This window comes from Nocardia transvalensis NBRC 15921, assembly GCF_000308875.1.
GTDB classification, from domain to species: domain Bacteria; phylum Actinomycetota; class Actinomycetes; order Mycobacteriales; family Mycobacteriaceae; genus Nocardia; species Nocardia transvalensis.
Window position 1 is genome coordinate 51,215 of sequence record NZ_BAGL01000013.1, and the last position, 21,841, is coordinate 73,055.

Annotated in this window: 2 protein-coding genes; both read left to right on the forward strand. The window is 71.7% G+C overall.

The genetic code is table 11. The features are described from left to right. The first annotated feature begins 99 nt into the window (after positions 1-99). Complete coding sequence (locus ON41_RS05360) at positions 100-7,452, forward strand: non-ribosomal peptide synthetase (RefSeq protein ID WP_040745641.1); 7,353 nt, start codon at positions 100-102, stop codon at positions 7,450-7,452. 240 nt (positions 7,453-7,692) lie between these two features. Next, the gene (locus tag ON41_RS38800; RefSeq protein ID WP_051160998.1) at positions 7,693-21,771 is read left to right on the forward strand and encodes a non-ribosomal peptide synthetase; all 14,079 of its coding nucleotides are present in this window, start codon (positions 7,693-7,695) and stop codon (positions 21,769-21,771) included. The last annotated feature ends 70 nt before the right edge of the window (positions 21,772-21,841 follow it).

Sequence of the window (21,841 nt, forward strand, 5' to 3'; positions counted from 1 at the left end):
CCTCGGCGCCCGGCGACCCCCGTTATGATTGCGCGGACCGAGGGCGTCGACGTCGTTCGGCCGTGCGGACCGCCGGACGCGAGAGGTGAAAGCACTCGAATGGAAACAGCCCGCCGTTCCGCTCGTGGGGGCCGCCGTCGTCGTTCGGGCGGCCCGCTGTTCGGCCAGCTGCTCACCGCCGCGGTGGAGTCGGCAGCCGATACGGTGGCGATCCGGTTCGCCCCCGCCGAGCATCCCGAGGATGCTCGTGAGCTCACCTACCGGGAACTGGACGAATCCTCCTCGCGGCTGGCCCGCGAGCTGATCGAGCGCGGGGTGGGCGCCGGTGACGTGGTCGCCGTCGGCATCACCCGCTCGATCGAATCCGTGCTGTCGGTGTGGGCGATCGCCAAGACCGGCGCGGCGTACGTGCCGGTGGATCCGACGTATCCGCCCGAGCGCATCGCGCACATGGTCTCCGACTCCGGCGCCGTCCTGGGCCTGACCCTGTCGGCGCACCGGCCGGTGCTCGGCACCGGGGTGTACTGGCTGGAGCTGGACGATCCCGTGGTCCGCGAGCGGGTGGAGGCCCGGCCGTCGCATCCCATCTCCTACACCGACCGGGTGCGTGCGCTGACCGAGCAGCATCCGGCCTACGTCATCTACACCTCCGGCTCGACGGGTCGGCCCAAGGGGGTCGTGGTCACCCACGTCGGGCTCGGCGCGCTGGTGGCCGCGGAGCGCGAACACTATGGGGTGGGCGAGGATTCGCGCGTCATGCACGTGTGCTCGCCGAATTTCGACGTCTCCGTGCTGGAGCTGCTGCTCACGTTCTCCACGGGCGCGACGCTCGTGGTCGCCCCGCCGGAGATCTTCGGCGGGTACGAGCTGGCGGATCTGTTGCAGCGCGAACGCGCGACACACATGCTGATCACGCCGGGCGCGCTGGAATCGGTGGACCCCTCGGGATTGACGGACCTCGAGACCGTCATGGTCATCGGCGACCGGTTCGGCCCCGAACTGGTGGGCCGGTGGGCGCGCGGCGACCGGAGGTTCGTCAACGGCTACGGGCCTACCGAGGCCACCATCCTGGTGACGTCCGTGGCGCTGGAACCGGGGGAGCCGATCACCATCGGTTCCGCGATCCCGGGAGTCGGTGTGTTCGTGCTGGATTCGTGGCTGCGGCCGGTGCCCGCCGGAGTCGTGGGCGAGCTGTATCTTGCGGGCCCGGCGCTGGCGCAGGGGTATCTCGGACGGCCGGGCCTGACGGCGGGCCGGTTCGTGGCCAGCCCGTTCGGCGCCGAATCCGGCAGCCCCGGGGCCCGGCTGTACCGCACCGGTGACCTGGTGCGCCGCAACGACTTCGACGGCGGCATCGAATTCCTCGGCCGGTCGGACTTCCAGGTGAAGGTGCGGGGATTCCGCATCGAACTCGGCGAGATCGACAACGCGCTGACCGATCATCCCGATATCGACTTCGCGGCCACGATCGGCCGCCCGCTCCCGTCGGGCGCCACGACGCTGGTGTCCTACGTGCTGCCGCGCGCGGGCGCCGCCGTGGACACCGACGATCTCGCGAGGTATCTGGGGAAGTCGCTGCCCGCGTACATGATTCCCGCCCTGATCATGGTGCTGGACGAGATCCCGCTGACGCCCATCGGCAAGCTGGACCGCGCCCGACTACCCGAGCCGGTCTTCGTCGCACGGGAATTCCGGGCGCCGTCGACGCCGGTGGAGGAGATCGTCGCCGAGGTGTTCGCGGCGCTGCTGGTGCCGGGAACCGACGGCGAGCCGGGGCGCGTGGGCGCCGACGACGACTTCTTCGAACTGGGCGGAAATTCGCTGCTGGCCGCGCAGGCCGCCGCGCGCATCGGATCGGCACTGCGCCTGCGGGTTCCGGTGCAGCTGCTGTTCGACGCCTCCACGGTGGCCGCCCTGGCCGAACGCGTGGAGAGCCATGCCGGATCGGCCGCCGGGCAGGAGCTGCGGCCGATGCCGCGGCCGGAGCGCATCCCGCTGTCGTACGCGCAGCAGCGGATGTGGTTCCTCAACCGTTTCGATCCGGCCAGCGCCGTCGACCACATCCCGGTAGTGGTGCGGTTGCGGGGTGCCTTGGACCTCGCGGCGCTGCGGGCCTCGGTGGGCGATCTCGTGGAGCGCCACGAGGTGCTGCGCACCCGGTACCCGGATCTCGACGGCGAGGGCTATCAGCTGATCGCGCCCGCGTCGGATCCCGCTGCGGTGCCGGAACTTCCGGTCGTCGACGCGACCGACGACCGCGTTCCCGCGCTCGTCGCCGAGACGGTGACGGCCGGATTCGACGTGACCGCCGCGCCGCCGCTGCGACTACGCGTGCTGCGGCTGGCGCCCGACGATCACGTGCTGGTGTGCGTGGTCCACCACATCGCCGGCGACGGCTTCTCGATCGCGCCGCTGACGCGCGACCTGATGACCGCGTATCTGGGGCGCGCGCACGGCGAGCCGCCCGAATGGCTGCCGCTGCCGGTGCAGTACGCCGACTTCGCGCTGTGGCAGCGCGAGGTGCTGGGCGCCGAGGACGACCCGGATTCGGTGCTGGCGCAGCAGATCGCCTACTGGCGGCGGCAACTGGCCGGCCTGCCCGAGCAACTGGACCTGCCCGCCGACCGGCCGCGCCCTGCGGTCTCCACCTATCACGGCGCGACCGTCGATTTCGAGATCGGCGGCGAGGTGCACGCCGCGCTGAACCGGCTGGCGCATGAACGTCATTCGACGCTGTTCATGGTCGTGCACGCGGCGCTCGCGGTGCTGCTGGCCCGGTTGTCGAGCACGCGCGACATCGCGATCGGGACGCCCATCGCCGGGCGCGGCGAGGCCGAACTCGACGATCTGATCGGCATGTTCGTCAACACCCTGGTGTTGCGCACCGAGATCGATCCGGGGCTGAGTTTCGGCGAACTGCTGAGCGTGGTCCGCGAGACCGACGTCGCGGCCTTCGGGCACGCGGACGTGCCGTTCGAGCGGCTGGTGGAACTGCTGGATCCGGTCCGCTCCCCGGCGCGGCATCCGCTGTTCCAGGTCGTACTGACCTTCCAGAACCTGGCGGCGCCGCATCTGGAACTGCCGGGCCTGGCGGTCTCGGGGGTCGATCTCGCGGTGCCGGTGGCCAAGTTCGACCTGCAACTGACCCTGCACGAACGCACCGACGAACGCGGCGTGCCCCAAGGTATCTCGGCCTCGTTCGCGTACGCCACGGACCTGTTCGACGACGCCACCGTGGAGGATTTCGCCGACCGCTTCCGCCGCATCCTGGACGCCGTGGCCGCGAATGCCGATGCGGTCGTGGGCGATATCGATGTGCTGGCGCCGGGCGAGCGCGGACTCGTGCTGCACGAATGGAATTCGGCCGGTGTGCAGGTGCCGCCGGTGACGCTGGTGGATCTGATCGCCTCACAGGCGCATCGGCGGTCGGACGCTCCCGCGGTCCGCTACGGCGACCACACGCTGTCGTTCGGCGAGCTGCATCGGCGGGCCAATCGCGTGGCGCGGGCCCTGATCGCGCGCGGCGTGGGCCCGGAATCGCTGGTGGCGGTGGCGGTTCCGCGCACCGAGGAACTACCCGTGGCGCTGCTGGGCGTCCTGGTCGCCGGGGCCGGATACCTGCCGGTCGATACCACCTACCCGGAGCAGCGGCTGGAGTTCATGCTCTCCGACGCCGCACCGGCGTGCATCCTGACCACCGCGGCGGAGCGGGCCGCCCTGCCCGCGAGTCCCGTTCCTGTCGTCCTGCTCGACGACGCCGACGGTCACTCCGGCGATCCGGTGACCGACGACGACCGCATCGCGCCGCTGCGGCCGCGGAACGTGGCCTACGTCATCTACACCTCCGGCTCCACCGGCGTGCCGAAGGGCGTCGCCGTCTCGCATCGCAACGTGCTGGAGTTGTTCGCGAATACGCAGTTGCGGTTCGACTTCGACGAGACCGACGTGTGGACGCTGTTCCACTCCTTCGCCTTCGACTTCTCGGTGTGGGAGCTGTGGTGCGCGCTGGCCAACGGCGGCGCGGTCGTGGTCGTCGACTACCTGACGTCGCGGTCGCCGGAGCTGTTCCGCGAGTTGCTGATTCGCGAGCAGGTCACGGTGCTGAACCAGACGCCGTCGGCCTTCCACCAGCTGGCCGAGGCGGATCGGGCCGCGCACGGCGCGGGATTCGCGCAGGACAAGTTCGCGCTGCGCTACGTCGTCTTCGGCGGCGAGGCCCTGGACCTGCGGCAGTTGCAGCGCTGGTACGGGCGGCACGCGTCGGACGCGCCGCAGCTGGTGAACATGTACGGCATCACCGAGACCACGGTGCACGTGTCGTACCTGGCGGTGGACGAGCGGATGTCCGACATCCCGGCCAGCGTCATCGGGCGCGCGCTGCCCGGCCTGGACACCTTCGTGCTCGACGACCGGCTGCACCCGGCACCGGTCGGCGTGGCGGGAGAGCTGTACGTCGGCGGCGAGCAGCTGTCGCGCGGATACCTGGGCCGCCCCGGCCTCACCGCGACGCGATTCGTGGCGAATCCGTTCGGCGTCACCGGTTCTCGCATGTACCGCACCGGCGATATCGGCCGGTGGGCCGGATTCGGCGGCGAGGCCAACCTCGAATACGCCGGGCGCGGCGACCAGCAGGTGCAGCTGCGCGGCTTCCGCATCGAACTCGGCGAGGTCGAGGCGGCGCTGCTGCGCTGCGACGGCGTCGGACAGGCGGCCGCGGTCGTGCGCACCGACGACACCACCGGCGACCGGCTGGTGGGATACGTTGTCGCGGAACAGGGAAGCGAGCTGGACCCGGTCGCGCTGCGGGCGCGGTCCGGCGAATTCCTCGCCGGTTACATGACTCCGGATGCCGTCGTGGTGCTGGACGCGATGCCCCTCACCCCGAACGGCAAACTCGATCACCGGGCGCTGCCCGCGCCGGAGATCCTCGGCTCGGCCGCGTTCCGGGCTCCCGGCACCCCGATCGAGCAGGCGGTGGCCGACGTGTTCGGCGGGCTGCTCGGCGCGGGGGCGGACGGCCGGCGGGTCGTCGGCGCGGACGACGACTTCTTCGAACTCGGCGGGAACTCGCTGCTCGCGACCCGCGCGGTGGCGCGGATCAACGAGGCCCTGGACGCGAATATCGTGGTGCGCGAGGTATTCGAGGCGCCGACCGTGGCCGCGCTGGCGGCGCGCATCGTGCCGGGTGCGGCCGGTGGCTCCGCGCGTCCGGCCCCGGCGCCGGTCCCGCGGACCGGACCGATCCCGCTCTCGCTGGCACAGCAGCGGATGTGGGTCATCAACCAGCTCGATCCCGAATCACCCTCGTACAACATCCCGTTGGCGATCCGGCTGACCGGCAAGCTGGACGTGCAGGCGCTGCGCCTGGCCGTCCTCGACGTGCTCGAGCGGCACGAGGTCCTGCGCACCCGCTACCCGGCCGGTGGCCCCGGCGGAGTGCCGTACCAGGAGATCCTGCCTGCCCTCGAGGTGCTGCCGGAGGGTCTGCCGATGCGCGACGGCTCCGACCCCGGCGCCAGTATCGCGGAGCTGATGGGCACCGGATTCGATGTGACGCAGCAGGTTCCGGTGCGGGCGCTGCTGCTCCAGAGCGGCGACGACTACCTGCTGGCGATGGTGCTGCACCACATCGCGGGCGACGGCGCTTCGCTGGTGCCGCTGGCACGGGATCTGGTGACCGCCTATCTCGCTCGCGTCGAGGGCGGCGAACCCGGGTGGGCGCCACTGGAAGTGCAGTACGCCGACTACGCCGTGTGGCAGCGCGGCGTGATCGGCAGCGACGAGGAGCCCGGATCTCTGGCGGCCCGGCAGCTCGACTACTGGCGTGGCAAGCTCGCCGGGATCACCGGCACCGCGCTGGTGCCGACCGATCACCCGCGCGCCGCGGTGCCCTCGATGCGCGGCGGCGTGCTGGGCTTCGAGGTCCCCGCCGCCGTGCACCAGAACCTGATCCGCATTGCGCGCGAACACAACTCGTCGCTGTTCATGGTCGTGCACGCGGCGCTGGCGGCGCTGCTGGCGCGGCAGTCCGGTAGCGCCGACATCACGATCGGCACGCCGATCGCCGGTCGCGGCGAACGCGCGCTGGACGATCTCGTCGGCATGTTCGTCAACACCCTCGCCCTGCGTACGGGGGTGAGCGCCGCCGACACGTTCGACGACCTGGTCGAGAAGACGCGGGAGACCGACCTCGCGGCCTTCGCCCACTCCGACCTCCCGTTCGAGCGGGTGGCCGAGGTGGTGTCGCCCGGCCGCTCCGGCGAGCAGAGCCTGTTCCAGGTGATGCTGGTCTTCCAGAACACCGAGCAGCCGACCCTCGAACTGCCCGGCCTCACGGTCTCCGCGATCGACAGCGACCGCGTGGCGGCCAAATTCGATCTGCAGGTGATCGTCGAACCGCAGTACGACGCGGACGGGTCGCCCGCCGAACTCGCCGCCGTTCTCACCTACGCCGCGGACCTGTTCGACGAGTCGACAGTGGAGGACCTGGGCTGGCGGTTCGAGCGGGTCCTGGCCGCGGTGGCCGCCGACTCGCAGATCCTCGTCGGCGATATCGCGCTGGGCGACGAGCCCCAGCCCGTTCCCGCCGAGGCGCCCGCGGAGCCGGAGCCGGTCGAACCGGCGACGGCCAACGGCACGGCCTTGGCGCAGGCGCTGACGGCCGCGGTGGAGGACGATCCCGACGGTCCCGCACTGGTTTTCGGTGAGGACGCGGTGTCGTACCAGGAACTCGGCGACCGGTCGTCGCGGCTGGCGCGGGCGCTGATCGCGCGCGGCTGCGGACCCGGCACCGGCGTCGCCGTCCGCCTCGAGCGCGGCGTCGAGGCGACGGTGGCCGCCTGGGCCGTGCTGAAAGTGGGCGCCGCGGTGGTGCCCGCCGGGGATGCCACCGAATTGCCTGCCGCACCGGAGATCGTCGCCGGGCTGACCACCGGCTCGACGCCCGCGGGCGGCATCGGCTGGCTGGCGCTGGACGATCCGGCCGTCGTCGCCGAGATCGCCGGACAGTCGGCGCGCCCGGTGACCTACGCCGACCGGACGCGGCCCCTGCGCGGCGCGGACCCCGCGCTCGCCACCGCCGGAACCGTCCTGAGCTACGACCAACTGGCAGCGGCCGTCGAACGGTTGCGCGCCCGCACCGAGCTGACCTTCGAATCCCGGACCTTCCGGCAGGGCCCCGCGGGCACACCGGCGGCACTGCTCGAACTGTTGGCCGCGGGCGTCGCGGGCGCGTCGGTGGTGCTGCCGGAGGCGGCCACCGGCGAGGCCCTCGCCGACGAATGGGTCACTCACCTGTTCAGCGACGCGGCCGGGCTCGCGGGCCTCGATCCGGAACCGCTGGAGGATCTGCGGGCCGTCGTGGTCGAGGGCGGGCCGGTGCCCGCCCGATTCGGGTCCGCCGGCGTCGTCCTCGGCCTCGGGGAGGTGCTATCGGGCTCCGACCAGCACTGATGTGGTACCACCGCCCCACCGGATGCCCGGTGGGCAGCGGTACCGGACAATGGTCTGACTCCGGGTCCGGCCGCCCTACCGGCCCGGCAGCGCAGCGCACGCGCGTAACGCGCCCCGGCAGCGCTCGATGGATGAACAAGGGCGGCGCCGCGCAGGCGCACGAGTAACAAACAGGCAGGGTGAGGTACACGTGGTTCGGGTGGTCGGGCGGCAGCAAGTGGCCCAGGGAACGGGTGCGGCATGACCCGGCCGGCCCGAGTTCGCCCGGTACGGACGCGCCGCGCGCACGTCACCACGCTGCCGCAGCTGCTGGCCACCGCCGTGGAGACCGACCCGACGGGCCTCGCGGTCGTCTTCGCCGACGACACCGCCACCCTCGCCGAACTGACCTACGCCGAACTCGACGAACGCTCCACGCGCCTGGCGCGGCTGCTGATCGCACGCGGTATCGGCCCCGAGGACCTGGTCGCGATAGGCATCCCGCGGTCGGTCGACTCGGTGGTCGCGGTGTGGGCGGTCGCGAAGACGGGCGCCGGATTCGTCCCGGTGGACCCCAACTATCCGGCCGATCGGGTCGCGCACATGGTCACCGATTCGGGGGCGGTCCTGGGGCTCACGGTCGACGCGGTCCGCGCCGGGCTGCCCGGCGGGGTGGAGTGGCTGGCGATCGATGGTGACGGTCCCGCCGGTGAGCTGTCGGGATACCCGCCGGATCCGGTCACCTACGCGGACCGGCTGCGGCCGCTGCGGGCGGAGCATCCGGCCTACGTGATCTACACGTCGGGGTCGACGGGCACGCCGAAGGGCGTGGTGGTCACCCAGGTGGGCCTGTCCACGCTGTGCGAGGAGAAGCGCCGCCATCTGCGGGTCGGGAACGATTCGCGGACACTGGCTTTCGCGTCGCCGTCGTTCGACGCCTCGGTCGCCGAGATGCTGGTGGCGGTCGGGAGCGCGGCCACGCTGGTGGTGTGCGCGCCGACGGTCTACGGCGGCGAGGAACTCGCGGCGCTGCTGCGGCGCGAGCGGGTGACCCACGCGATCGTCACCCCGGCCGCCTTGGCCTCGGTGGATCCGGCCGGGCTGGACGACCTGCGGGTGGTGGTGGTCGCCGGTGACGCGTGCCCGCCGGAGCTGGTGCGGCGCTGGGCGATTCCGGTCGCCGACGGTATCCGCCAATTCTTCGACGCGTACGGGCCCACCGAGGCCACGGTCATGTCGAATATCAGCCCGCCGCTGACGGCCGGAGCGCCGGTCACCATCGGCGGGCCCATCCGGACGGTGACCGAATACCTGCTGGACGAGCGGCTCGCCCCGGTGCCGGACGGCGCCGTCGGCGAGTTGTACATCGGCGGTAGGTCGCTGGCCCGCGGTTACCACAACCGTGCCGCGCTGACCGCCGCGCGATTCGTGGCGAATCCGTTCGATGCCAAGGGGTCTCGCCTCTACCGCACCGGCGACCTGGCCCGCCGCACCGTCGGTGGCGAACTGGAATACCTGGGCCGCAACGACTTCCAGGTGAAGATCCGCGGATTCCGCATCGAGCTGGGCGAGATCGACGCCGTCCTGGCCGCCCACGAGACGGTCGACTTCGCCGTGACCGTGGGGCATCGGCTCCCCAACGACTCGACCATCCTGGTGTCCTACGTCCACCCCGCCCCGGGTGCGGCCGTCGTCACCGAGGAACTCACCGAGGCCGCCGCGCGCCGGCTGCCCGCGCACATGGTCCCGACCGCGATCGTGGTGCTGGACGAGATTCCGTTGACCCCGGTCGGCAAACTCGACCGCGCCGCGCTGCCCGCGCCCGTCCTGCCCACCCGCGAATTCCGTGCTCCCGCAGGGGCTCTGGAGGAACTGATCGCCGGTGTGTTCACCGAACTGCTCGGAACCTCGGATCCGATCGGCGCGGAGGACGACTTCTTCGACCTGGGCGGCAACTCGCTGATCGCTACCCGCGTCGCCGCCCGGCTGGGCGCCGACCTGTCCACTCGCGTCCCGGCGCGGCTGCTGTTCGAGGCGCCCACCGTGGCCGCCCTCGCGCGCCGCCTCGAGCCGATGAAGGGCCAGGGCGGGCGGCCGCCGCTGGTCGCGAAGCCGCGGCCGGAACGCATCCCGCTGTCGCTGGCCCAGCAGCGGATGTGGTTCCTCAACCGGTTCGACCCCGATTCGCCCGCCAACAACATCCCGTTCGCCATCCGGCTCACCGGCCGTCTCGACGTGGAAGCGCTACAGGCCGCGATCATCGATGTGATCGAGCGGCACGAGACCCTGCGCACCGTCTACCCGGCCGTCGACGGCACCGGCCACCAAGTCGTCCTGCCGCTCGAGGAGGCCCTGCCGGATCTCGCGCCGAAGCCGATCGCCGAGGACGAGATCGAGGGCTGGCTGGCCGGTCTGGCGCTCAGCGGCTTCGATGTCACCGACGCGGTACCGCTGCGGATCGCGGTGGGGGTGCTGGGCACCGACGACTACGTGATCGTGGTCGTGGTGCACCACATCGCCGCCGACGGCGTCTCCATCGCGCCGTTCATGCGCGATCTGCTGGCCGCCTTCCTCGCCCGCCGCAACCGCTCGCGGCCGGGCTGGCCCGCGTTGCCCGTGCAATACGCCGACTACGCGCTGTGGCAGCGCGAGGTGCTGGGCGACGAGGCCGACCCGGATTCGCTCGCGGCCGAGCAACTCGCCTACTGGCGTTCGGTTCTCGCCGGGCTGCCGGAACGTCTCGATCTGCCCGCGGACCGGCCGCGGCCTGCCGCCACCTCCGGACTCGGGGCCGAATACGCCTTCACCGTCGACGCGCGGCTGCACACCCTGCTGGACCTGCACGCGCAGCGGTCGGGCGCGTCGCTGTTCATGGTCGTGCACGCGGCGCTGGCCGTGCTGCTGTCGCGCCTGTCGGGGACGACCGATATCGCGATCGGCTCGCCCGTGGCCGGTCGCGGCGAGCGCGAACTCGACGATCTGATCGGCATGTTCGTCAACACCCTGGTGTTGCGCACCGTGATCGATCCGGACGCGTCCTTCCACGAGCTGCTGGCCCAGGTGCGCGATTCCGATCTGGGCGCGTTCTCGCACGCGGACCTGCCGTTCGAGCGGCTGGTCGAGGTGCTGGATCCGGTGCGGTCGCAGGCGCACCACCCGCTGTTCCAAGTGGCGCTGTTCTTCCAGAACATGGACAAGCCGCGCCTGGAGCTACCCGGGCTGACCGCGGCCGCGGTCGATTTCGACGGCGCCATCGCCAAATTCGATTTGCAGCTGACCGTGGTGCCGCGCAAGGAGAACGGCGAACCGCGCGGCCTCACGGCGGCCTTCACCTACGCCACCGACCTGTTCGACGAGGCCACCGTCGCCGGCTTCGCGGAACGGCTCGTCGCACTGTTCGACGCGATCACCACCGATCCGGCCCAACCCGTCGGCGATATCGACCTGCTGCGGTCCGACGAGCGGGCGCGAATCCTGCACGACTGGAACGACACCCGCTATCCGGTCGAGCCCGAGTTACTGCTGGACGGCTACCGGGACGCGGTCACCCGATACCCGGACGCGGTGGCGGTCGCCTACGAGGGCGAGGAACTGACCTACGCGGAGTTCGACGCCCGCGTGAACCGGCTGGCGCGGCTGCTGATCTCGCGTGATGTCGGCCCGGAAGCGTTGGTGGGGCTGGCGATCCGGCGGTCGCCGGAACTGGTCGTCGCCATGTACGCCGTCGTCGCGGCGGGCGGGGCGTACGTGCCGCTGGATCCCGATCATCCGGCCGAGCGGATCGCGCACATTCTCGACACCGCGCGCCCGGCCTGTGTCCTCACCACCGTCGCGGATGCCGTTGCCGTGCCGGAGGATACGCCGGTGCTGCGGCTGGACACCGTGGATCTCGGCGGCTTCGACGCCGCGCCCGTGCGGCCCGATGAGCTGCGTCGCCCGCTCCGGCCGGAGCACCCCGCCTACGTCATCTTCACCTCGGGATCGACCGGCCGCCCCAAGGGCGTGGCCGTCTCGCACGCCGCCATCCACAATCAGATCACCTGGATGCTGGCGGCGTACCCGCTGAGCACGGGCGATGTGTACCTGCAGAAGACCGCGACCACGTTCGACGTGTCGCTGTGGGGCTACTTCATGCCGCTGCGCACGGGCGCGAAGCTGGTCGTCGCCACCCACGACGGGCACCGCGATCCGGCCTACATCGCCGAAACCATTGCGGCCCACGGTGTCACCGTCACCGACTTCGTGCCCTCGATGCTGTCGGTCTTCGCCGCCCACGCCGCGCCCGGCGCGTGTTCGACGTTGCAGGACCTCTTCGTGATCGGCGAGGCGCTGCCGCCGGAGACGGTCGACGCCGTGCGCCGCGTCTGCGATGCGCGAGTGCACAACCTGTACGGCCCGACCGAGGCCGCGGTCTCGGTCACCTACTGGCCGGCCCAGGTCTCCGACCGGTCGAGCGTGCCGATCGGGTTGCCGCAGTGGAACACCCAGGTCTACGTGCTGGACGCCCGGTTGCGGCCGGTGCTGCCCGGCGTGCCCGGCGAGCTGTATCTCGCGGGGGAGCAGCTGGCCCGCGGATACGTCGCGCGGCCCGATCTGACCGCGGACCGTTTTGTAGCCAATCCTTTTGGGGACAACGGCGCTCGCATGTACCGGACCGGCGATCTGGTGGTCTGGCGTGAGGCCGAGGGCGAGCTACCCGCGCGCCTGGATTATCTGGGCCGCACCGATTTCCAGGTGAAGTTCCGCGGTCAGCGGATCGAGCTGGGCGAGATCGAGGCGGCGCTGCTGGCGCGGCCCGAGGTGAACCAGGCGGTGGCGCTGGTGCGCCCGTCCGAGCTGGGCGACCGGCTCGTCGCGTATGCCGTACCGGCGCCGGGTGATTCGATCGATCAGGACGCGCTGCGCTCGGCGCTGGCGGAAACCCTTCCGGCATACATGGTCCCGGAAACACTTGTGACATTGCCGGAGTTCCCGCTCAATGCCAGCGGCAAGCTGGACCGCAAGGCGCTCCCCGAGCCGGCCTACGCCGCACGGGAATTCCGCGCCCCGGCGACGCCCGTGGAGGAGATCGTCGCCGAGATCTTCGCCGCGGTGCTCGGGGTGGAGCGGGTCGGCGCGGACGACGATTTCTTCGCCCTCGGCGGCAATTCGCTGGTGGCCACCCAGGTGGTCGCGCGGCTCGGGGCGGCCGTCGACGGCCGGGTGCCGGTGCGCGCCCTCTTCGAAACGCCGACGGTGGCCGGATTGGCCGCTTCGGTCGAATCGCAGGCCCGCGAGCGGCCCCGGATCCCGCTCGGCAGCGTGGAGCGCCCGGACCGGTTGCCGCTGTCGCTGGCACAGCAGCGGATGTGGTTCCTGAACCGCTTCGACCAGGACGCGGTGACCGCGGGTTCGGCGGCCTACAACCTGCCGTTCGCGTTGCGGCTGACCGGCCGCCTCGACGTGCGGGCGCTGTCCGAGGCGCTCGACGACGTGGTCGCGCGGCACGAGGTGCTGCGCACCGTCTACCCGGAGACCCCCGACGGCCCGGTGCAGGTGATCCTCCCGGCCGACGCCCCGCTGGGTGTGACGCCGGAACGGGTCGCTGCCGTCGAGGTCGCCACGGCGGTGCACGAATTGGCGACAACCCCGTTCGACGTGACCGCCGAGGTGCCCATCCGGGTGCGGCTGTTCGAGATCGACGGCCCGGCAACGGATTCCGGCTCGGAGTACGTGCTGGCCGTCGTGGTGCACCACATCGCGGCGGACGGCTCGTCGGTGGCCCCGCTGGTGCGCGACGTGATGACCGCGTACGCGGCGCGCACGTCCGGCGCCGCGCCCGGCTGGTCGCCGCTCGCGGTCCAGTACGCGGACTACGCGCTCTGGCAGCGCGCCGTGCTGGGCGACGAATCGGATGCCCATTCGATTGCGGCGCAGCAGATCGCGTACTGGCGACAGGCACTGGACGACCTGCCCGACCTGCTGGAACTACCCGCCGACCGGCCGCGCCCCGCGGTCGCGACGCTGCGGGGCGGCCGGGTCGGCTTCCGCGTCGACGCGGAGACGCACGCCGCGCTGAACGACCTGGCGCACGCCCACGGCGCGACGCTGTTCATGGTGGTGCACACGGCGCTGGCGGTGCTGCTGGCCCGCCTGTCGGGCACCGACGACGTCGCGGTGGGCACCCCGGTCGCCGGGCGCGGCGAGGCCGAACTCGACGATCTGATCGGCATGTTCGTCAATACGGTGGTGTTCCGGACGCAGGTGGATCGCGCCGAATCGTTCGCCGAGTTGCTGACGCGACAGCGGGAGACGGACCTGTCGGCCTACGCGCACGCCGACATCCCGTTCGAGCGCCTGGTGGAGGTGCTCAATCCGCCGCGATCCACGGCCCACCATCCGCTGTTCCAGGTCGGCCTGTCGTTCCAGAACATGGCCCGCACCTCGGTGGAGCTGCCGGACCTGACCGTGCGCGGCGTGGACGCGGAGCTGGACGTCTCCCAGTTCGACCTACATCTGATCGTCGGCGACGGATACGACGAACACGGCCGCGCGGCGGGGATCGCCGGTCACTTCACCTATGCCACCGACCTTTTCGACGCCGCGACGGTCGAGGGCTTCGCGGACCGCCTGTCCCGCATCCTGTCCGCGGTGATCGCCGACGCCGCCGTTCCGGTGGGGGATATCGAGATCCTCACCCCGGCCGAACGCGGCCGCATTCTCGCGGGCCGCAACGACACCGCCCATCCGACGGGCGCGCCCGCGACACTGGCGACGCTGCTGGACCGCGCCGTCGCGGCCGCGCCCGAGGCGATCGCACTGGTGGCGGATCTGCCGGATGCCGAGACGGGCCGGGCGGAGGTCACCTACGCCGAACTCGACGTCCGGGTCAATCGCCTTGCCCGGCACCTGATCTCGCTCGGAGTCGGGCCCGAGTCCCGGGTGGCGCTCATGCTGCCGCGGTCGGTAGATCTGGTGGTGGCGATGTACGCCGTCGCCAAGGCCGGCGGCGCGTACGTGCCGATCGATCCGGACCAGCCCGCCGACCGGGTCGACTACATCCTCGAGACCGCGGACCCGGTGTGCGTGCTGACCACCTCCGCGACCCGGCGCGTGGTGGCCGCGGGCGACAGCCGCTCGCCCGCCGTCTCCGCCGCGGTCGGCGTGCCGAAACCGGTTGTCCCGATCGGGAACGCCGCGGTGCTCGACTGGCGCGGCCGCTCCGATTCCATGCCCACCTTCCTCGCGGCGCAGATCGAATCGACCGATCCGGCGGACGACGACGCGCCGGGACCGGTGCTGATCGCCCCGGACCTACCCGGCGATCCGGCGGCGGACTCCGCGTCGCCGCGGATCGTCCCGCTCGACGGTCTGGACCTGTCGGCGCTGTCCGGCGAATCCGTCACCGACGTGGATCGTCCTGCGCCGCTGCGTCCGTCGAATACCGCCTACGTGATCTTCACGTCGGGCTCGACCGGCCGCCCCAAGGGCGTGGCGGTGCCGCACGCGGCGGTCGTGAACCAATTGCTGTGGAAGACCGCCGAATTCGGCCTCGACGCCGACAACGTGGTGCTGCTGAAGACCGCGGCGACCTTCGACCTGTCGGTGTGGGAGTTCTGGTCGGCCGCGGTCTCCGGCGGCCGCCTGGTCATCGCGATGGCGGACGGACATCGGGATCCGGGATATCTCAACGATCTGATCGCGCGCGAGGGCGTCACGACCCTGCACGTGGTGCCGTCGATGCTGGACACGCTGCTGACCGACGCGGCGTCCCGCTCGGGCGGGATCGCGAACGGGCTGCGCCGGGTGCTGGCGATCGGCGAGGCGCTCCCGGGTCCGCTGGCGCAGCGGTTCCGCGCGGCGCACCGCTCGGTGGAGCTGTTCAATCTCTACGGCCCGACCGAGGCCGCGGTCTCGATCACGACCCACCGGGTGACCGATGCCGACGCGGTGTCGGTGCCGATCGGCGTCCCGGAGTGGAACAGCCGGGTGTACGTGCTGGATTCGCGGCTGCGGCCGGTGCCCGACGGCGCGTCCGGCGAACTGTATCTGGCGGGTGCGCAGCTGGCGCGCGGCTATGCGGGACGCGCGGATCTCACCGCGGATCGCTTCGTGGCCGACCCGTTCCAGCGCGGCGCGCGCATGTACCGCACCGGCGATCTGGTGGCGTGGAACACCGACGGCGAGCTGGAGTACCGGGGCCGCACCGACTTCCAGGTGAAGGTGCGGGGTTTCCGGATCGAACTCGGCGAGATCGAGGCGGCGCTGCTGGCGCTGCCGGAGATCGCGCGGGTGGCGGTGCTGGCGCGACAGGATCGGCGCGGCGATCGGCTCGTGGCGTATCTCGTCCCGGCCGACGGTGAGGTGGACACCGCCGCGGTCCGCTCCGCGCTGAGTACGGTCCTGCCGAATTACATGGTGCCGTCGGCCTTCGTCGTGCTGGACGCCCTGCCGCTCACCGCGAACGGCAAACTCGACCGCCGGGCGCTGCCGGAACCGGTCGCCGAGACCAGGGAGTACCGCGCTCCGCAGACCCCGGCCGAGGAGGCCCTCGCCGAGGTGATCGGCGAGGTGCTCGGGCTGGACCGCGTCGGTCTCGACGACGACTTCTTCGCCCTCGGCGGCGACAGCATCATGTCCATCCAGGTGGTGTCGCGGGCCCGCGCACGGGGCGTGATGTTCTCGCCCCGAGACGTTTTCGCCCTCCGCACCGTCGAGGCGCTGGCCGGGGCCGCGGCCGTGGAGTCGGCCGAGGAGGAACCGCCGAGCGCCGGGCCGGTCCCGCTCACCCCGATGGCCGTGCGGCTGCTGCGTATCGATCCGACCGGGCGCGGCCGCCGCGCCGTCGCCCTCGACATCCCCGACGATTGCACCGCCGACCGGGTCCTCGCGGCGGTGCAGGCGCTGCTCGACCGGCACCCGATGCTGTCGGCGCGCATCGAAACGCCCGACGGCGAGGGCATTCCCGCACCGGCCGGAGGGGCCGCGAGCCCGTTCGGCCCGCCGGTGGGGGTGCGAATCCCGTCGGTCGTGGCGGACGGGGCCGACCGCGAATCCGACGGCGAGGACGCCGAGCCCGGCCCGGCGACCTGGGCCGACCACGTCACCGAATTCCTGCCCGTCATCCAGCCCGGCCAGGATTTCGACGCCGCGACCACCCTGCTGCCGACGGTGCCCGCCGAGGCCGCGACCGAATTCCTGCCCGTCGTCACGGCCGCGGGGTTCGAGGCCGGCGCCCGCTTCGTCCGGCGCGACGACGTCGAGGAACCCGATGCGGTGCTGGTCGTTCCCGATACCGGCCCGGAGGCGTCGCTGCGGCCGTTCGCGCCCGCCGCCAATGTCACCGAGGTCGCCGTCCGCGCGCTGTCCGCCGAACTGGACCCGGCGTCCGGCCACAACATCCGCTTCGGCCTGATCGCCCCGGCGGACGACACGGAATACGAAGGTGCACAGGACCTGACGACCACCCTGGTCGTGGTCGCCACCGAGCTGATCGTCGACGACGTCTCCTGGCGGATCATCGTCGACGAGCTGTCGGCCGCCTGGTCCGGAAGCGACACCCACACCCCGGTTCCGGCGGGCGCGGCGACGAGCGTGGCGCGCGCCCTGGCCGACTACGCCACCGACCCCGACACCATCACCGAAACCAGTTGGTGGAAGCGGACACTGGGCGGCATACCCGCCGACCTCCCGGCCGGTGAGCTGGATCCGGCGGCGCGCGGCCGCGTCTCGCTGGTGATCACCGCGGAGGGCGCGGCGGCGGTCGCCGCGGTGGCCGCCGCCTATCACGCCACGATCGAGGAGGTGCTGCTCGCGGCCCTCGCCCTGTCGCTGGAACCGTCGCAGCGCGGACCCGCCGCCGAGGTCGTCGGCCCGGTCGTGCAGCTCCGCGCCGACGGCCGCGCGGTGGCCGGTCCCGAATTCGCGGGCGCCGTGGGCGGTTTCACCGCCGCCTACCCGTTCGTGCTGGGCCTCGACGATATCGACGCCGAGGACGCGCTGCTGGGCGGACCGGCCGCGGGCGAGGTCATCGTCCAGGTGAAGGAGCGCCGCCGCACCGTGCCCGGCCGCGGCGCCGGCTACGGCCCGCTGCGCTACCTGAACCCCGAGACCGCCGCCGAACTGGCCGCGCTCACCCAGGGGCGCTTCGCCTTCCGCTATCGCGATCTGCGTCCCGCCACCGCCTTCGCGGATCCGGCGCCCGCCGATCTGTACCTCGACATCTCCATCGACGCCACCGCCGACAGCCTGCTGGCCCGATTCGACTACGCGGCCGAGGTATTGAGCGTCGAGCAGGTGAAAGACCTGGCCGGGCAGTGGGTCCGGGCGCTCGGCGGACTGGCCGAACACGGCGCGCACGACGGCGTGGGCGGATTCACCCCGACCGATTTCCCGCTGGTTCGGCTGGCACAGAACGACATCGACCGGCTGGCGCACGACTACCCGAACCTCGCCGACGTCTGGCCGGTGACGCCGCTGCAGTCCGGCATGCTCTTCCACGCGTTGCTGGCCGACACCTCCGTCGACCTTTACACCACGCAGTTCACCGCCGACCTGAGCGGCAGCGTGGACGCCGCGCGCCTGCGCGAGGCCGCGCAGGCGGTGCTGGACCGGCACGAGAACCTGCGCGTGGCCTTCGCCGAGGACGCGGACGGCAACCCCGCGCAGCTGGTTCTCAATGGCGTCGAAGTGCCTTGGCGCACAGTCGACCTCACCGGTTTCACCGCGGCGGGCGCCGAGGCGGAGCTGGCCCGGATCACCGCGACCGACTACGCCGACCGCTTCGATATGCGCACCGCGCCGCTGCTGCGCTTCACCCTGATCCGCACGGCGAGGGAGACCTACCGGCTGCTCGCGACCAGCCATCACATCCTGCTCGACGGCTGGTCGACGCCGCTGCTCATGCGGGATCTGTTGATCCACTACGCGCTCGGCCCCGATGTGAACATCCCCGTGGTCCAGCCGTATCGCGACTATCTGGCCTGGCTGGTGGCCCAGGATCCGGAGGCCGCCCGCGCGGCCTGGCGGCGCGCCCTCGCGGGTGTCAGCGAGCCGACCCCGCTGGCTCCGGTCGATCCGGGCCGCGAAATCGCTTCCGGCGCCGGTGAAGTCGGCTTCGAGCTGGATGCCGAGGTGACCGGCGAGCTGACCGGGCTGGCCGCGCGCCTCGGGGTGACGGTCAATACGGTGGTGCAGGCGGCGTGGGGTCTGCTGATCGGCCGCAGCACCGACCGCGACGACGTGATCTTCGGCGCGACGGTCTCCGGCCGGCCGCCGACGCTGCCCGGCGTCGAATCGATGGTCGGCCTGTTCGTCAACGCCATCCCGGTCCGCGTGCGCCTGGACGCCACCGAGACCCTGGACGGACTGCTGCGGCGGCTGCAAGCCGAGCAGGCGGACCTGTTCGACCACCACTACCTGGGCCTGAGCGAGATCCAGGACGCCACCGGCGTGGGCGGGCTGTTCGATTCGCTGGTGGTGTTCGAATCGTTCCCGATCGATCGCGAGGGCCTGGACCGGGCGAGCGCCGTCGACGGCATGAACGTCACCGGGGTCGAGTCGGTCAACGGCACCCACTACCCGGTCACCGTGATGGTGTCGCTGGACGACCGGCTGCACGTCTCGCTGAAATATCTGCGCGACGTCTTCGACGAAGCGGCCGCCACCGCACTGGCACAACGACTCTCGGCGCTCATCGGGCGTTTCGTCGCGACGCCGGAGGCGCGGATCGCCGACGTGGACGCCCTGCTCGACACCGAACGCGACGCGCTGGCCGCCGCCAATGCCACCGAGACGCCCGGCCTGCTCGGCGACGCGACGCTGATATCGCTGTTCGACGCCCAGGTGGCGAGGACACCGCAGGCCCCGGCGCTGTATTTCGGCGGCACCACGCTGACCTACCACGAGCTGGACGTCCGCTCCCGCGCGCTCGCGGCCGACCTCGCCGACCGCGGCGTCGGACCGGAGACGCTGGTGGCCGTGGCCATGCGGCGCTCGATCGATTTCGTCGTGGCGATCTACGCGGTGCTGCGCGCGGGTGGCGGCTACGTCCCGGTGGACCCCGACCATCCGGCCGACCGCACCGCCTTCGTCCTCATCAACACCCTGCCGGTCTGCGTGCTCACCACCACCCGCGACGGGTTCGAAACCCGCACGGGCATACCGGTCGTCGCGATCGACACCCTCGCGGGGGATCGAGCCGGGGAGGATTTTCCGGCGGCCAGTCCCGACGCCGTCGCCTACGTCATCCACACCTCGGGTTCCACCGGCCGGCCCAAGGGCGTGATGATCACGCACCGGCAGATGGCCAACCAGTTCCGCTGGGCGCAGCGGGCCTTCCCGCACGGCACCGGGGACGTGGTCCTGCACAAGACGCCGATCACCTTCGACATCTCCACCTGGGAGCTGTTCTGGCCGTTGCAGACCGGCGCGGCGGTGGTGATCGCCGAACCCGACGGCCATCGCGATCCGGCCTACCTGTCCCGGGTGATCGACGAGTATTCGGTCGGCACGGTGCATTTCGTGCCGTCGATGCTGGACGCCTTCCTCGACGCCGACGCCAACCCGACTGTGGCGCAGGGGTATCCCTCGCTGCGCCGGGTGTTCGCGGCGGGTGAGGCGCTGTCCCGGGAGACGGCCACGACCTTCGCGGCCCTGCTCGAGCGCACCGAGCTGATCAACTGGTACGGCCCGGCCGAGGCCACCGTCGTCACCTCCTGGCCGGCACTCGAGACTGGGGGAGCGACGGTGCCGATCGGCACGCCTGTGGCGAATACCCGTGTGCACGTGCTCGATCGACAGTTGCGGCCGGTGCCGCCGGGCGCGCCGGGTGAGCTGTATGTGGCCGGTGTTCAGCTGGCCCGCGGCTATCTCGGTGCCCCGACGCTCACGGCCGAGCGCTTCGTCGCCCACGACGGCGGCGAACGCCTGTACCGCACGGGCGATATCGTCCGCTGGCGCGACGGCGCGCTGGAGTACCTGGGCCGCAGCGACTTCCAGGTCAAACTGCGCGGCCAGCGCATCGAACTCGGCGAGATCGAAGCCGTTCTCGCGGGCCACGATTCGGTGCGGCACGCGGTGGTCTCCCTGGTCCGCGATCGCCTGGTGGCCCATGTCGTGCCCGCTCCCGGGGCCGCGGTCGACGAGCCGGACCTGCTGGCTCACGCGCGAGCGGCGCTGCCCGCCTATATGGTTCCGGCCGCCCTCGTGGTGCTGGACGAACTGCCGCTGAACGCCAGCGGCAAGCTGGACCGTCGCGCCCTGCCGATGCCGCAGCTGTCCACCCGTCCTTATCGGGCCCCGTCGACGCCGCTGGAGCAGGCCGTGGCCGACGTGTTCGCGGCCGTCCTGGGCGTCGATCGGGTCGGCGCGGACGACGACTTCTTCGACCTGGGCGGCAATTCGCTCATCGCCACCCGCGCGGTGCGGCGGCTGCGCGAGGCGACCGGCGGCGAGATCCGGGTGCAGTGGTTCTTCACCGGATCCACTGTCGCGGAGCTGGCCCGCCACATCGAGAACTCGCAGTCCGACGACTTCGACTTCGATCTGGATTCGGCGGCGGCGCTGGAGGTGGTGCTGCCCATCCGCGCCGGCGGCGCGGGCGCGCCCCTGTTCTGCCTCCATCCGATGTACGGATTGTCCTGGTGCTACGCCGGATTGGTGCGCTACGTGTCCAACCGGCCGATCGTCGGCCTGCAGTCGCCCGCGCTGTCGGAGGACGGGGACCTGCCGGAGTCGTTGGGGGAGATGGCGATCCGCTACGCGGAGGAGATCCGGCGGGTATGGCCGGACGGGCCGTACCACCTGCTCGGCTGGTCGCTGGGCGGCGTGCTGGCCCACGAGATCGCCACCATCCTGCAAGCCCAGGGCGCGCGGGTGGAGCTGGTGGCCATGCTCGACAGCCGCCTGGACATCGTCCTCACCGACTTCCACGCCGTCCTGCGCGAGGTGCTGGCCGAGATCGGGATCGGCGCGGAGATGCTGGTCGGTGACGGGGACGTGCACGACCTCAGCGAATCCGGGCTGGCCACCCTGCACGCCACGCTGCCGCCGGAACTGGTCCTGCTCACCCCGGAGCGGCTGCGCCGCATCTACCGCAGCGCCGTCCGCGCCGCCGAGCTGATCGTCGAGCACCGGCCCGGGGTGTACCGCGGCCGCCTCGACTACTTCTCGGCCCAGGGACGCGAGTCGGGAGCCGGGAACTGGCGCGACTACGTCGACGGCGAGATCGTCGATTACCCGGTCGCCGCCGTGCACGAGGAGATGGTCGCCCCGGAGGCCATGGCGCAGATCGGCCCCCAGCTCAGAAAACGGCTGGCTACCGGGGGCGACGGCATTGTGCGGAAGACCGATCGGGCATGATGAGGCGGTCGTTACGTAACACTGTCCTCTGGTCGGACGACTAGAAAGACCGTAGGGTCGGGCGCGATGC

Excerpts from the sequence above, each read along its gene's own strand:
- ON41_RS38800 (WP_051160998.1), top strand. The coding sequence starts at position 7,693 with ATGACCCGGCCGGCCCGAGTTCGCCCGGTACGGACGCGCCGCGCGCAC.
- ON41_RS05360 (WP_040745641.1), top strand. The coding sequence starts at position 100 with ATGGAAACAGCCCGCCGTTCCGCTCGTGGGGGCCGCCGTCGTCGTTCG.